Source organism: Streptomyces sp. NPDC090032 (assembly GCF_044748025.1).
Lineage (GTDB): Bacteria > Actinomycetota > Actinomycetes > Streptomycetales > Streptomycetaceae > Streptomyces.
Map to the genome: position 1 here is coordinate 145236 of NZ_JBIVFF010000008.1, position 14450 is coordinate 159685.

Below are 14450 nucleotides of genomic sequence, written 5' to 3' on the forward strand. Positions count from 1 at the left end.
GACAGGTGTTACAGGACGAATCCCGCCGGAAAGGGATCGTCCGGGTCGAGCAGGTACTGGGCGGTGCCGGTCACCCACGCGCGGCCGGTGAAGCTGGGCAGCACCGCCGGGGTGCCGGCCACGTCGGCGGTGCCGAGCAGCCGGCCGGTGAACTGGGTGCCGATGAACGACTCGTTCACGAACTCGGTGTGCAGCGGCAGTTCTCCGCGCGCGTGCAGCTGAGCCATGCGCGCGCTCGTTCCCGTACCGCAGGGCGAGCGGTCGAACCAGCCGGGGTGGATCGCCATCGCGTGCCGGGAGTACCGGGCGGTCGCCCCCGGCGCGTACAGATGGACGTGATGGCAGCCGCGGATGGACGGGTCCTCGGGGTGTACGGGCTCGTCCTTCGCGTTGATCGCGTCCATCAGCGCGAGGCCCGCCGCGAGGATGTCGTCCTTGCGGTCACGCTCGAAGGGCAGGCCGAACCGGTCGAGGGGCAGGATCGCGTAGAAGTTGCCGCCGTAGGCCAGGTCGTACGTGACCGTGCGTCCGTCGGCGAGCGTGATCTCACGGTCGAGGCCTACGGAGAAGGACGGCACGTTCTGCAGGGTGACGGACTTCGCCGCGCCGTTCTCCACGGCGACCTCGGCGACGACGAGCCCGGCGGGCGTGTCCAGACGGATGGTGGTGACCGGTTCGACGACCTCGACCATGCCGGTCTCCACGAGGACGGTGGCGACGCCGATCGTGCCGTGGCCGCACATCGGGAGATAGCCGGAGACCTCGATGTAGATGACGCCGTAGTCGCAGTCGGGCCTGGTCGGCGGCTGGAGGATCGCTCCGCTCATCGCGGCGTGTCCGCGCGGCTCGTTCATCAGGAGCTGTTTGATGTCGTCGCGGTGCTCACGGAAGTACAGGCGGCGCTCGTTCATCGTGGCGCCGGGTACGGTGCCGATGCCGCCGGTGATCACCCGTGTCGGCATGCCCTCGGTGTGCGAGTCGACCGCGTGCAGGACGAGTTTGCTGCGCATGTCGGAAGCTGCTCCCTGGGAGTGGACGGTGGGGTGAGTGCGGGCGGGTGGTCAGACGAGTCCGGCTGCGACCGCCTGTTCGGTGGCGGCGCGCACCGCCTTCTCCTGGTCCGGCGCGAGCGGCATGCGCGGCGGGCGGCAGGGGCCTCCGTGGCGGCCGACGATGTCCATGGACAGCTTGATGGCCTGGACGAACTCCGGCCGTGAGTCCCAGCGCAGGAGCGGGTGGAGTCGGCGGTAGAGGTCGGTCGCGGTGGCGAGGTCACCGGACACGGCGGCGCGGTACAGCTCGACGGACGTGGCGGGCAGCATGTTCGGGTAGCCGGCGATCCAGCCCTTGGCGCCGGCCAGGGCGAGTTCGAGCAGGACGTCGTCGGCGCCGATCAACAGGTCTAGTTCCGGGGCGAGTTCGGCGATGCGGTAGGCCCGCCGGACGTCTCCCGAGAACTCCTTGACCCCGCGGACGAACCCCTCGCGGTGCAGCTTGGCGAGGAGCTCGGGCACCAGGTCGACCTTGGTGTCGATGGGGTTGTTGTACGCGACGACGGGCAGGCCCACCGCGGCCACCGCCTCGTAGTGGGCGAGGACGGAACGCTCGTCGGCGCGGTAGGCGTTGGGCGGGAGCAGCATCACGGAGGCGCAGCCGGCGTCCTTGGCCTGCTCGGCCCAGCGGCAGGCCTCGCCTGATCCGTAGGCGGCCACGCCGGGCATCACGCGCTCCCCGCCGACGGCGGCGACGGCGGTCTCGACGACCTTCGCGCGCTCCTGCGGCGTGAGCACCTGGTACTCCCCGAGGGATCCGTTGGGCACGACGCCGTCGCAGCCGTTCTCGACGAGCCAGGCGCAATGCTCGGCGTATCGGGCGTAGTTGACGGTCAGGTCGTCGTTCAGCGGGAGCGGCGTGGCTACGAGAACACCGTGCCAGGGGCTGCGCTCGGACGTGGTCATGGGCTGTTTCTCCTTCGTGGCGTACGACGGTGCAGTGGGTGGGCGCGCGTCACTCGTCGGGCGGGTCCTCCCCCGCGCGGGCGAGTGCTCCGAGGGGTACTGGGCGGGCGAACGGCCTTTTGGACGGCAGCAGTTCGCATCCCGCGAGTCCGGCGACCGCCGGTCCGCACATGCGGCCCTGACACCAGCCCATTCCGGCTCGGGTCAGCAGTTTCACGGTGCGCACGTCCGTGGCCCCGAGTTCACCGACCGCCTCACGGACCGACGAGGCCGTCACTTCCTCGCAGCGGCACACGACGGTGTCGCCGGTGACCTGCTCGGCCCAGTGCGCACGCGGCACGAAGACGGCGTCGAGGCAGGCACTGAACTCCCGTTCCTGCGTACGGGACTTGGTGGCCGCCGCCCACGTACGCGGGTCGGGTTCGCGAGCCGCGAGGCGTGCCGCGGCGGAGCAGCCCGCGATGTGCCCCTCGGCGAGCGAGAGGGCGGCGCCGCCCACGCCGGTGGCCTCGCCCGCGGCCCATACCCCGTGGACGTCCGTGCGCTGCTCGTCGTCCACGGCCACGGCGGTCCCTTCGAGGCGGCAGCCGAGGGTCTCGGCGAGGTCGGTGTGCGGCAGGAGGCCGTGGCCGACGGCGAGTGTGTCGCAGGCGATGACCTGCTCGGAGCCCGGCGCGACTCGCCCGTCGCGGTCGAGCGCGGCGATGGTGACGGCTTCGAGCGCGCCGTCGCCGTGCGCTTCCACGACGGTGTGCCGGGGCTTCAACCGCACGCGGCGGCGCATCAGTTCGGCGGCGTACCCGGCACCTTCGGCGAGCTTGCCCGGGTGGGCGGAGAACGTACGGGCGCGCCGGGCGACGTCCTTCGGCCCGGCGGACTCGACCAGTGCGGCGACTTCCGCACCGGCCGCGGCCAGCCCGGCGGCGACGGGCAGCAGCAGCGGCCCCGTGCCCGCCACCACGGCCGTGCGCCCCTGGAGCACGAGCCCACCTTTGAGCATGGCCTGCGCGCCGCCCGCCGTGAGCACGCCCGGCAGGGTCCAGCCCGGGAAGGGCAGCACCTTCTCGTAGGCGCCGGTCGCCAGGATCACGGCGTCCGCGCGCACCGTGGACGACTCTTCCTGCGCGGGGCCGAGGAGGGCGTGCACGAGGAAGCCGGAGTCATCGTCGAGCCGTTCCACGCACCACACATGATGCTCCGTCAGATGAGTGATGCGGCTCGCCGTGACCTGCGCGGCCAGTCCGTCCCGCAGGCGCTCCCAGGTCCGCCACTGGTGGTGCAGCGCCTGCGGGTGTCGTGCGCCGAGTTCCTCGGCGGGCTGGCGGTAGAACTGGCCGCCCGCCCGCGCGCCCGCGTCGATCAGCGTCACACTGCTCCCGCGGACGGCCGCGGCGAGTGCGGCGGCGAGCCCGGCGGGTCCGGCCCCGATCACCGCGAGCGTGGGCGGCACTCCTTCATCGCTGCCTCTGCCGGGGCTACGACTCATCGCCCCTCCCCCTCCGACACCTTGTCGTGACCGGTCCCGTGCTGCGTGCGGATGTCGTCGCCCGCTTCCGCCGGTACGAGACAAGCCCGTTGGTTGGGACGGCCGTTGACGGTGACCAGGCAGTCGAAGCAGACGCCGATGCCGCAGAAGACCCCCCGCGCCTCGCCCGTGCCGCGTGTGGTGCGCCAGGCGGTGACGCCCGCCGACCACAGCGCCGCTGCGACGGTCTGCCCGGGCAGCACCGCGATCCGCGCGCCGTCGAAGGTGACGGTGTGCGCGGGACCCGGCTCGGCCCTGACGAGATCCAGTGGTGTGCGCTTGCTGTTCACGACGCCTCCTCGGGGAACCGGTCCGGGCGGAACGGCACGAGCGCGGGATCCGGCCCTGCGCCGCCCAGCGCCTGGGCGATCAAGTGCCCGGTCCCCGCGGCGAGTCCGATGCCGGCGCCCTCGTGCCCGCACGCGTGGAAGAGCCCGGGTACGCGCGCGTCCGGCCCGATCGCCGGCAGATGATCGGGCATGTAGGGACGGAAGCCCAGGTAGGACCGCATCACGCGGACGTTCTCCAGGAAGGGGAACAGCCGCGCCGCCCCCGCCGCGAGGGACCGCACGACGGGCAGCGAGAACGTGGCGTCGAAGCCGACGCGTTCGCGGCTCGCGCCGATCAGCACGGGGCCGGCCGCGGTGCCCTCGACGACCGGCGAGGTCTGCAGCGCCGCGGAGTCGCTCGCGACATCGGCCACGTAGTCGGCGGCGTACACCTTGTGCCGGACCAGGCGCGGCAGCGGCTCGGTGACGAGGACGAAGCCGCGCCGCGGCAGCACCGGCAGGTGGACGCCGGCGAGGGCGGCCAGCTCACCGCCCCAGGTGCCAGCCGCGTTCACGACGGCGGGGGCGTGGATCTCGCCCCGGCCGGTCCGGACACCTCGTACGGCTCCGTCCGCGCCCCGGAGCACCGCGGTGACGGGCGCACCGGTCAGCAGCCGGGCCCCCGCCGCGCGCGCAAGGCGTACGAGGTGGGCGGCGGCCAGTGTGGGCATCACCTGGGCGTCCTGCGGATAGTGGACGCCGCCCGGCATTCCGGGGGCGAGTTCCGGTTCGAGTGCGTACAGCTCGTCGGCTGTGACGGCGCGCGCGTCGACACCGGCGTCGCGCTGCCGCACGGCGAACCTCTCCAGTGCCGCCAGCCCTTCGGCGGACGACGCCACGACGACACCGCCCTTGGCCTCGAACTCGACGGCCTCGGCCACGCCGGGTTCGGCGGCGAGCTCGGACCACAGCCGGGCGGAGAGCAGGGCGAGGTCGAGCTCGGGGCCGGGTTCCTTGTCGGAGACGAGCAGGTTCCCCTCGCCCGAACCGGTGGTGCCGCCGGCCACGGGGCCGCGGTCCACCAGGACGACGGAATGCCCCGCCCGCGCCGCGTAGAGAGCGCAGGCCGCGCCCACCATTCCGGCGCCGACCACTACAACATCGCAGGTCAGCCGCGTAGTCACGGCTGTACTATGTCACATGTTCCCAGACTCGCCAAGGAGCACTAGGCTGACGGACAGGCCAGTCGAAACCAATGCAGAAAACACCAGAAGGGTGCACTTTGTCCTCCTCCGACGCCAGGTCACAGCCCACGTCTCAGCCCGAGGCCCACCCTCGGTCCGGGGGACGTAAGAACGGCCTCTACGAAGGCCTCTCGGACGAGCTCTCCGCCCTGATGCGGACGGGCTGGGCCGACACCGAGCAGCGCGACCTGTCGCAGGACGAGCAGGCACCGCACGCCGCACGCCGCCGCGCCGCCCTGTCCTCCCTGTTCCCGGGCGAGCGGCTGGTGATCCCGTCCGGCAACCTCAAGATCCGCTCGAACGACAGCTACTACCCCTTCCGCCCCTACTCGGCGTATGTGCACCTGACGGGCGATCAGGCGCGCGACAGTGCCATCGTGTTCGAGCCGCGCACCGGCGGCGGCCACGACGTCCACCTCTACCTGCTCCCCCGCGACAGCCGGGACACCGACGAGTTCTGGACCGGCATGACGTCCGAGCTGTGGATGGGCCGGCGCCGCAGCCTCGCCGAGTCGGAACTGGTCCTCGGCCTGCCCTGCCGTGACATCCGCGACGCCACCGCCGAGCTGTCGGCCGCGCCCGAGGTGCCGACCCGCGTCGTCCGCGGTCACGACCCGGCGCTGGAGGCCGCCGTGACGACGGAGGAGGAGCGCGACGCCGGTCTCGAGGAGGCGCTGTCCGACCTGCGCCTGGTCAAGGACGAGTGGGAGATCGGCGAGCTACGCAAGGCCGTCGACTCCACGGTGCGCGGATTCACCGATGTCGTACGGGAGTTGGCGACGGCGATCGCCACCTCGGAGCGCTGGATCGAGGGCACTTTCTTCCGCCGCGCCCGCCTGGAGGGCAACGCCCTCGGCTACGGCTCGATCTGCGCGGCCGGCGAGCACGCCACGATCATGCACTGGGAGCAGAACGACGGCCCCGTGCGCCCCGGCGAACTCCTGCTCCTCGACGCGGGCGTGGAGACGCACACCCTCTACACCGCGGACGTGACCCGCACACTCCCGATCAACGGCACGTTCACACCGCTCCAGCGCAAGATCTACGACGCGGTGTACGAGGCCCAGGAGGCGGGCATCGCCGCCGTGAAGCCGGGTGCGGCCTACCGCGACTTCCACGACGCGGCTCAGCGCTGCATGGCGGGCAAGCTCGTCGAGTGGGGCCTGCTGGAGGGCGACCCTGAGCGGGTCTTCCAGCTCGGTCTCCAGCGGCGCTTCACGATGGCGGGCACCGGCCACATGCTCGGCCTCGACGTCCACGACTGCGCGGCCGCGCGCACGGAGGCGTACGTGGGCGGACCGCTGGAGCCCGGCATGTGCCTGACGGTCGAGCCCGGCCTCTACTTCCAGCCGGACGACCTGTCGGTCCCGGAGGAGTACCGGGGCATCGGCGTGCGGATCGAGGACGACATCCTGGTCACGGCCGACGGCACGGAGAACCTGTCGGCGGGCCTGCCCCGGTCGGCGGACGAGGTCGAGGCGTGGATGCGCACGCTCGCGGGTGAGCGGTAGAGGCCACGACGCTGCGACAACAGCCCGAAGGGGCCCGGCCGTCGGAACGGCCGGGCCCCTTCGGGCTGTCGAGGCTTACGCCGTCGGAACCGGGTAGGTCGGGTACTCCACACCGGAGACGTGCTGGACGACGCGGATGACCTGGCACGAGTAGCCGAACTCGTTGTCGTACCACAGGTAGAGGATCGCGTTGTCGCCGTCGACCTTCGTGGCACCGGCGTCCACGATGGAGGAGTGGCGCGAGCCGACGAAGTCCATGGAGACGGCGTCGGGGGCGGTGGTGAAGTCGATCTGTCGCTTGAGCGGCGAGTTCAGCGAGACGTCGCGGAGGTAGTCGAGGACTTCCTCGCGGGTGGTCTCGCGGCCGAGGCGCAGGCTGAGGATCGCGATCGAGACGTCCGGGACGGGGACGCGGATCGAGCTGCCGGTGATCGGCGCCTTCAGATCGGGCAGCGCCTTGGCGACGGCGGAGGCGGCGCCGGTCTCGGTGATGACCATGTTGAGCGGCGCGGAGCGGCCACGGCGGTCGGCCTTGTGGTAATTGTCCAGCAGGTTCTGGTCGTTGGTGAACGAGTGGACGGTCTCCACGTGGCCGCGCAGCACGCCGTACTCGTCCTCCATCGCCTTCAGCGGCGGGACGATCGCGTTGGTGGTGCAGGACGCGCAGGACAGGATCTGCTCGTCCGGCTTGATCATGTCGTGGTTGACGCCGTGCACGATGTTCGGGACGTCGCCCTTGCCCGGAGCGGTCAGGACGACCTTCTCGATGCCGGGGCGGAGGTGCTTCGAAAGACCCTCGCGGTCGCGCCACTTGCCGGTGTTGTCGATCAGGATGGCGTCGTTGATGCCGTACGCCGTGTAGTCGACCTCGGACGGGTCGTTGGCGTAGATCACCTTGATCTCGTTGCCGTTGGCGACGATCGTGCTGTTCACCTCGTCGACCGTGATCGTGCCGTTGAACTGGCCGTGGATCGAGTCACGGCGCAGCAGCGAGGCCCGCTTGACGAGATCCTGGTCGCCGCCGCCGCGGACGACGACGGCGCGCAGGCGCAGACCGTTGCCGGAGCCGGCCTTCTCGATGAGCAGGCGGGCGACGAGGCGGCCGATGCGGCCGAAGCCGTAGAGGACGACGTCACGCGCCTGGCGGCGCTCGATCTTGTTCTCACCCGTGGCGCCGGAGACGGCCTCGGCGGTGAACTCCGCCACCGACAGACCGCGGTCGTCGGTCCGGTACGCCTCGGCGAGCAGGCCGATGTCGATCTGCGACGGGCCGAGGTCCAGCGCGGCGAGCGCCTCCAGGAACGGCATCGTCTCGGTGACCGACAGCTCCACACCGGCGATCTGGCGGGCGAACCGGTGGGTCTTGAGGATGCTCACCACCGACTTGTTCACCAAGGAGCGGCTGTGGAGCAGGACGGTGACGTCGCGCTCCCTGTGCATCTTCCCGATGACCGGGATCATCGACTCCGCGATCTCCTCGCGGTTCTTCCAGTTGGTGAACGAGTCGTCTTTGACAGTCACAGGTTTATCTTTCGAGCTAGGCGGCGCTCATATGCTAACCCGCCGCCATTTTGATCGTTCAAACGGTCCCCCCGAGCTTGATCCCCTGACTGTGGGTGACGCCGGGCCACCCGACCGTGCCTCCACATCCGTGCCGATGTTGTGCAACTTTGCAGGCAGCTGAGCAGAACCCGGACGAGCCCTCCCATCTCGCTCCGGAGCAACTACCGGCCCGTGATAACACGTAGTGATCAGATTCGAAGGAGAGGACGACATCGTGGGTATCTTCAGCCGTCGCCACACCGCGACCCTCGAGCCGACGCCGGCTGTCGGCCCCAGCACGCCCTTCCCGGGGACTCCGGCACCCAGGCCCACGCTCGACCCGGCGCTTCGCGCACTTACCGGAGAGTGGACGATCGACCGCCCGCACAGCCGCATCGGATTCTCCGTGCGGCACGCGATGGTCACGACGGTGCGCGGCGCGTTCGCCGAGTACGAGAGCAAGCTGCACTTCGACGGCGCCCGGCCCTCCGAGTCGCGGGCCGAACTCGTCATCCAGGTCGCCAGCGTCGACACGGGAGTGGAGCAGCGGGACGCGCACCTCATCGGCGCCGACTTCTTCGACGCGCGCCGCTTCCCGGAGATGGTGTTCCGCAGCACCTCCACGGTCCACGACGGCGGGGAGACCTTCCGCATGGCGGGCGACCTGACCATCCGAGGGGTCACCCGGCCCGTCGAGCTGCAACTCGACTACCTCGGTTCGGTCCTCGATCCCTTCGGCTTCGAACGGGCCGGCTTCGACGGCACCACCAGCATCGACCGCACGCAGTGGGGTCTGGTGTACAACCAGCGCCTGGAGGCGGGCGGCACCATGGTGAGCGAGAAGGTCCGGCTTCAGTTCGACATCTCCGCGATCCGGGCGACGCCTCTGGCGTAGCGCCCGGCGGGGCGACGGTGACGGGGGCGACGACCGGGTCGCCCCACGGCCCACCATGGGCAGCGGTCACTCCCGTCGAGCCCGATGAGGAGTCGTGCCCCGAATCGCCGAAGCCCGAGCCGCCGCCCAGCCCCAGTCCCCGTCAGAGCTGCACTCCTTGATTCCCGGCACACGCCGTGCCGTCGGCCGCAGCGGCGATCGCTGCGGCGGACGGCACGGAGTCGCTCAGTACGCCTCGCCCACGGCCGCCCTCGGCTCGGGCTCCTCCCGCTCCGGGTGCGGGTAGGACGGCGGGACACGGAGCGGGCGGGCCGCCCAGTTCGGCAGGTACCAGTTCCAGGGGCCGAACAGGGACACGAGGGAGGGAACGAGCAGCATCCGTACCACAGTTGCGTCCAGGAGGATGCCCAGTCCGAGGCCGGTGGCCAGGATCTTGAGGTCGGTGCCGGGGCCGGAGGCGAGCGCGGCGAAGGCGAGGAAGAGGATGAGGGCGGCGCTGGTGACGAGCCGGCCCGTGCGGCCGACGCCCTCGATCACGGCGGCATCGGTCGAGCGCCCGGCGTCGTACTCCTCGCGGATGCGGGACAGGATGAACACCTCGTAGTCCATCGACAGTCCGAACAGGAACGCGAAGATCATGATGGGGATCCAGAAGGTGATGGCCCCGGTGGCCGCGATACCGAAGACCGCGTCGGAGCCGCGACCGACCTGCCAGAAGAGCACCATCAGCCCGAGCGTCGCCGCGAGCGAGATCAGGTTGAGCAGCACCGCCTTGAGCGGCAGCAGCAGGGAGCGGAAGGCGCGGGCGAGCAGCACGTAGGTGAGCAGCGCGATGATCGTGAGCATCAGCGGGAAGCTGCCGTAGACGGCGTGCAGGAAGTCGATCTGCGCGGCACCGATGCCGGCGACACCGATGACCCCGGGAAGGTTCTCGCTGACGCTCTTGACCCGTTTGACCACGTCGACGCTCTTGGAGTTCACCGTCTCACCGTCCGGGACGACCACGACGATGCTCGTTCCGGCCCGGTTGCCGGCCGGCCCGGAGGGTACGAACGCCCCGCTCACACCGTCGACTTCGGCCAGCCGGTCGGCCACCGGTCGTGCCCGGCCGGCGCTGACCAGGACCTCCATCGGAGTCAGCGCGCCGGTCGGGACACCGCCGCGCTTCAGCGTGGTCAGCGTCGTGTACCCCGGCCCGCTCCTGGCCAGTGACGCGGAGGACGCGAGGCCGATCCTGATCCCGAGGAAGACACCGGCCAGCGCCGCAAGGGCGGCCAGCGCGGCGCCCGCCGCGATCCAGCGGCGCCGCACCACGGCGGCCGTCCACCGGCTCCAGGTGCGGCTCGCCCGGTTCTCGTGGCGGATCCTGGGCCGGTCGACCCGTGGCCCGACACTGCTCAGGATCGCCGGCGTCAGGGTGAGCGTCGTCATGACGCCGGCCAGCGGGATGAGCGCACCGCCGTACCCCATGCTGCGCATGAACGGGACCGGCAGGACGACCAGGGCGAGCAGGCCGATGGCCACCGTCACACCGCTGAACACCACCGCACGCCCGGCCCGTTGCATCGCGACCACGACCGCGTCGTGATTGTTCCGGCCGCGGTCGCGCTCCTCGCGCCAGCGGGTGACGAACAGCAGCGAGTAGTCGATCGCCACGCCGAGGCCGATGAGGGCGACCAGGAACTGCACGATGAACGACACGTGGGCCACGTACGTGAGCGGCAGCAGCATGACGAAGGTGGCGAGGATCGACACCGCGGCCACCACCAGCGGCAGCAGCGCGAGGAAGGAGGCGAACACGAAGGCGAGCACGGCGAGGGCGCCGACAGCGCCGAGGACCGTTTCCCCGAGCACCCCGGGACCACCGCCGTCATCGCCCCCCGAAGCCAGCACGTCCTGGCCCGTCACTCCGACCGACGCGCCGGCCGGCATGACCTTCTCCGCGGCCGAGTGGATCGGATCGGTCAGCATCTGCTGTCTCGATGACGGGTCGAACCGGTAGAAGACCAGCGCGTACGCGGTGCGGTCGTCCTTCGTCCGGAAGGCCTTGTCACCGGTGTTCGCCTCATCGATCACCCGCCCGCCGGGGACCGCATCCCCGACCGCCGTGAACACCCGGCCGACATCGGCCTCGCTGCCGGTGACCGTCCGTCCGGCCGGCAGCGTGACCGAGACCAGGTACGGACCGGTGTCGCCGCCGCTGCCGAAGGACTGCTCGATCCGCTGCGCCGTCACCGTGCCCGGCTGGCCCGGCAGTGAGAAGTCGGTCGTCAGCCGATGCGTGGTCCGGCCGACCAGCAGCACGCCCGTGATCAGTACCAGTCCCCAGAACGCCACGACCGCCCTGCGATGCCGCAGAACGAACTCGGCCCACCGTCGCATTCCGGCCTCCCACTAGCCATCGAGTGCGCGAGTCTAGGCCGGGCACAGCCCCGTCGAGCCTCGCCACACGCCAGCGCATCCTCCAAAACGAACAACGCACATGCCATGCCTATCGGCCAATCAGCCAAGCATCAACCAGCGGGTTATGAGATCTCCCCTGGCAGATGCAAGATATGAATTGTTGTTGTTCGGGAGGCGGACGTCACCGCCCCGGCCCAGGCCCACAAGGCGAGGTCCCATGGTCATGCGCACCCACGACGGCAGCGCCGGAGATGTCGACTACGGCACCGTCGGCACCGGATACGCCCACTACCGCCGCCCCGACGAACGCATCGCCCGCGTCATCGCCGAGGCCATCGGTGACGCGCGCACCGTCCTCAACGTCGGTGCGGGAACCGGCTCCTACGAGACCGCGGCGCGCACGATCACGGCGGTGGAGCCCTCCCTGGCCATGCGCGCCCAGCGCCCTGCCCAGCTCGCCACGGCCATCGACGCCGTCGCCGAAGACCTTCCGTTCGCCGATGAGCAGTTCGACGCGGCGATGAGTCTCTTCAGCGTCCACCAGTGGACCGACGTCGAGGCCGGGCTGCGCGAGCTTCGACGCGTCACCCGCGGCCCGGTCGCCGTACTGACCTGCGACCCGGCACGTGTACGCGACTTCTGGCTCTACGAGTACGCCCCCGACGTCCTCGACACCGAGGCCCGCCGCTACCCGCCCCTGCACCGGCTCACTGCCGCGCTCGGCGGCACCACCACGGTCCAGTACATTCCCATCCCGCTGGACTGCACCGACGGCTTCAACGAGGCGTACTACGGGCGCCCCGAACTCCTCCTGAACCCGGCCGCCCGACAAGCCTGTTCGGCCTGGAGCTTCATCGACGACCGCGCCCGCCAGGACTTCGACATCTCGCTGCGCCGCGCCCTGGGCTCGGGTGCCTGGGACGAAGCCTTCGGCCACCTCCGCAGCCGACCCACCTACGACGGATCGCTCGTCCTCCTGCGGAGCACCCCGTGACCGCAGCCATGGGGTGAGCACGAGATCCGGGCGCACCCGAGCATCACCCCGGAGCTCCCCGTGCGCCGCCCGTCACCCCCAGGCCGAACCGCGCACAACAGCATGCGGGGACCGCCCGGCCCGCGCCGCGGCGAGCGCCTCCTCGACGGACGGCCGGTCGGCATCCCAGTCCCTCGCCGACCAGCTGTCCCCCACACCTACGATCTCCCCGCCCCGCCCGGCGTCGACATGCACGAACGAGCCCGTGACCACGGCAAGCACCGTGTCGTCAACCATCTCGAGCAGGCTCGCGGAACCGTCGGCACAGGCATCGCACCCACAGTCCGGAGCCGTCTCCAGCGCCACCGCGGGATCGCCCGCGCCCAGCACGAGAACCGTCTTGGGGACCTGGTCGATGGCGGAGAACCCGAACACGAGAGGGACGGCACCGGCGCGCACCGGTCGCACGCGGACCGCGCCGCCGACGGTCACGCCGGGCTCCCGCCGCCAGATCGCCACCGGATCGGCGACCGGCTCCGCCCGGCCCAGTTCGAGCCGGGTGAGCGCCCGCATCCAGGCCTCGGCGCGGGCGGCGAGAATGCGGTACTTGCCCGGGTCCAGACACCGCGAGTATTCCGCGTCCCGCACCTCACCATCGGGATGCGGATCAGGCCAGGGCGGAGTGTCCGCCCCGGTGACGGCAAACTCCTCGTCGACCGCTCGACGGAGTATCAGCTGATCCATACCGGCACCCTACGGTGCCGCGATCATCACGATCACCCCGCGGGCGACTCCACGCGGCGCATCACGTCACGGCAGAAGGCCCCGACGCCCTTCGGGTCGTCGGTGAACTGCGAGGGCTTGATGCAGAAGGAGGTGAAGCCCGCGGCCAGCTGTTCGGGGATGCACTCCAGCGCCTGGTCCAGGTCGGCGCACGACCGGTCGTCGGGGAAGACGGCGCGGGTGCCGCCGATCATTTCCAGGTCGGCGACAGGTGGTCGACGACGCTGAAGATCGTCTGGCTTCCGATCTCGGTCGTTGCGCCAGGCGTTGCACGTCGCTCCGCCACGTCCGGCGCACTCATACCGGTCCCGGTGTGCCGTAGTGGACGAGTGACGTGGGGACGACGACGCGCCGGGCGGGCGGGCCGCTGGCGGAACCGCTGTCGGCCGGTCCCTCACCGAGCCGGCCGACGAGCAACCGGCCTGCCTCCCTGCCGAGTTCGTCGCTGTCGTACGCCGCGATGGTCAGCGGCAGCCCGAGCACGTCGGCGAGCTCGAAGTCGTCGAACCCGGCGAGTGCGGTGTCCGTGCCCGCGCCGCGGATCGCGCGGAAGGCACCGATGGTGTTGCGGTTGTTGGAGCAGAACAGCGCCGTCGGAGGCTGCCGCAGGTCCAGCAGCTCGGCGGCGGCCCGACCTGCCTCCTCTGTCTCCTGCGGGCCCAGCCGTACGTGGTCCGGTTCAGGCTTCAGGCCCGCGTCCGCGAGTGCGTCGGTGAAGCCGCGCAACCTCTCGGCGGCGGTGTAGACGGCCGGCGGGGAGCCGACGAAGCCGATCCGGCGATGCCCCGCGTCGAGCAGGTGCCGGGTCACCGTACGGGCACCGCCGTAGTCGTCCACCAGGACGCAGTCGGCGGCGAAGCCGTTCGGCGGCCGGCTGGCCACCACGACGGGCACGCCGCCCGCCGCGGCGGCTGCCAGGTGCCGCTGGTCGTCGGCGGCGGGGACGACGATGATGCCGTCGACGCGGCGGGCGACGAGGTCCGCCACGAGGCCGCGTTCGCTGTCCACGTCGTGGCCCGTGTTGCCGATGACGGTCTTCAGACCGTGCTGGGCCACGACCGCGTCGACGCCGAGGGCGAGCCGCGAGTAGAAGGGGTTGGCCAGGTTGGTGACGACGAGCCCGACGAGTCCGGTACCGCTGCCCAGGCGCAGACTGCGCGCCATCTCGTTGCGGCGGTAGCCGAGTTCGGCGGCGGCGGCGCGCACCCGCGCGGCGGTGGCGGGCAGCACTCTCGGGTCGTCGCGCAGCACGCGTGACACGGTCATGGCGCTCACCTGCGCCTGCTGCGCGACGTCGCGCAGCGTCGGATGCGGGTCCTTCGCCCCGCGGGTGTCGGACATGCTCGC

The 14450-nt window shown here is 71.1% G+C and carries 13 protein-coding genes; 3 read left to right on the top strand and 10 right to left on the bottom strand.

Annotation, left to right across the window (positions count from 1 at the left end):
* Positions 1 to 8: 8 nt before the first annotated feature.
* The 5 genes from ACIPWY_RS21560 to ACIPWY_RS21580 are packed head-to-tail and all read right to left on the bottom strand — an operon-like array spanning position 9 to position 4936.
* Entirely contained in the window at positions 9 to 1010 is a 1002-nt protein-coding gene (locus ACIPWY_RS21560; RefSeq protein ID WP_362906610.1) for a proline racemase family protein, read from the bottom strand.
* 51 nt (positions 1011 to 1061) lie between these two features.
* The gene (locus tag ACIPWY_RS21565; RefSeq protein WP_393702658.1) at positions 1062 to 1958 is read right to left on the bottom strand and encodes a dihydrodipicolinate synthase family protein; all 897 of its coding nucleotides are present in this window, start codon (positions 1956 to 1958) and stop codon (positions 1062 to 1064) included.
* A 49-nt stretch (positions 1959 to 2007) separates the two neighbouring features.
* The gene (locus ACIPWY_RS21570) at positions 2008 to 3444 is read right to left on the bottom strand and encodes an FAD-dependent oxidoreductase (protein ID WP_401534418.1); all 1437 of its coding nucleotides are present in this window, start codon (positions 3442 to 3444) and stop codon (positions 2008 to 2010) included.
* A complete protein-coding gene (locus ACIPWY_RS21575) occupies positions 3441 to 3773 on the bottom strand; it encodes a (2Fe-2S)-binding protein (protein ID WP_401534421.1) in 333 nt (110 codons plus the stop codon). Before ACIPWY_RS21575 ends, ACIPWY_RS21570 begins: the two co-directional genes overlap by 4 nt.
* Complete coding sequence (locus ACIPWY_RS21580) at positions 3770 to 4936, bottom strand: NAD(P)/FAD-dependent oxidoreductase (protein ID WP_401534423.1); 1167 nt, start codon at positions 4934 to 4936, stop codon at positions 3770 to 3772. Before ACIPWY_RS21580 ends, ACIPWY_RS21575 begins: the two co-directional genes overlap by 4 nt.
* Positions 4937 to 5007: 71 nt before the next feature.
* Between ACIPWY_RS21580 and ACIPWY_RS21585 the strand changes: the two genes are divergently transcribed.
* Entirely contained in the window at positions 5008 to 6507 is a 1500-nt protein-coding gene (locus ACIPWY_RS21585; RefSeq protein ID WP_393702666.1) for an aminopeptidase P family protein, read from the top strand.
* Between the two features lie 75 nt (positions 6508 to 6582).
* Here ACIPWY_RS21585 and ACIPWY_RS21590 read toward each other — a convergent pair whose 3' ends face one another.
* Entirely contained in the window at positions 6583 to 8028 is a 1446-nt protein-coding gene (locus ACIPWY_RS21590) for a glyceraldehyde-3-phosphate dehydrogenase (protein ID WP_401534425.1), read from the bottom strand.
* Between the two features lie 256 nt (positions 8029 to 8284).
* Between ACIPWY_RS21590 and ACIPWY_RS21595 the strand changes: the two genes are divergently transcribed.
* Entirely contained in the window at positions 8285 to 8944 is a 660-nt protein-coding gene (locus tag ACIPWY_RS21595; RefSeq protein WP_362906621.1) for a YceI family protein, read from the top strand.
* 225 nt (positions 8945 to 9169) lie between these two features.
* Here ACIPWY_RS21595 and ACIPWY_RS21600 read toward each other — a convergent pair whose 3' ends face one another.
* Positions 9170 to 11326 (bottom strand): MMPL family transporter, encoded by a 2157-nt coding sequence (locus ACIPWY_RS21600; RefSeq protein WP_401534428.1) that lies wholly within the window; start codon positions 11324 to 11326, stop codon positions 9170 to 9172.
* Positions 11327 to 11570: 244 nt separating this feature from the next.
* Between ACIPWY_RS21600 and ACIPWY_RS21605 the strand changes: the two genes are divergently transcribed.
* Complete coding sequence (locus ACIPWY_RS21605; RefSeq protein ID WP_401534430.1) at positions 11571 to 12341, top strand: class I SAM-dependent methyltransferase; 771 nt, start codon at positions 11571 to 11573, stop codon at positions 12339 to 12341.
* A gap of 72 nt (positions 12342 to 12413) precedes the next feature.
* Here the strand turns inward: ACIPWY_RS21605 and ACIPWY_RS21610 are convergent, their stop codons facing one another.
* The 3 genes from ACIPWY_RS21610 to ACIPWY_RS21620 all read right to left on the bottom strand — a co-directional run bounded on the left by ACIPWY_RS21610 (position 12414) and on the right by ACIPWY_RS21620 (position 14444).
* Positions 12414 to 13064, bottom strand: a complete 651-nt coding sequence (locus ACIPWY_RS21610) for a DUF6226 family protein (RefSeq protein ID WP_401534432.1) — start codon at positions 13062 to 13064, stop codon at positions 12414 to 12416.
* Positions 13065 to 13096: 32 nt separating this feature from the next.
* Positions 13097 to 13297, bottom strand: a complete 201-nt coding sequence (locus ACIPWY_RS21615; RefSeq protein WP_401534434.1) for a hypothetical protein — start codon at positions 13295 to 13297, stop codon at positions 13097 to 13099.
* A gap of 103 nt (positions 13298 to 13400) precedes the next feature.
* Positions 13401 to 14444 carry a LacI family DNA-binding transcriptional regulator gene (locus ACIPWY_RS21620; protein ID WP_401534436.1) on the bottom strand — a complete coding sequence of 348 codons (1044 nt, stop codon included), beginning with the start codon at positions 14442 to 14444 and terminating at the stop codon, positions 13401 to 13403.
* Positions 14445 to 14450: the final 6 nt, after the last annotated feature.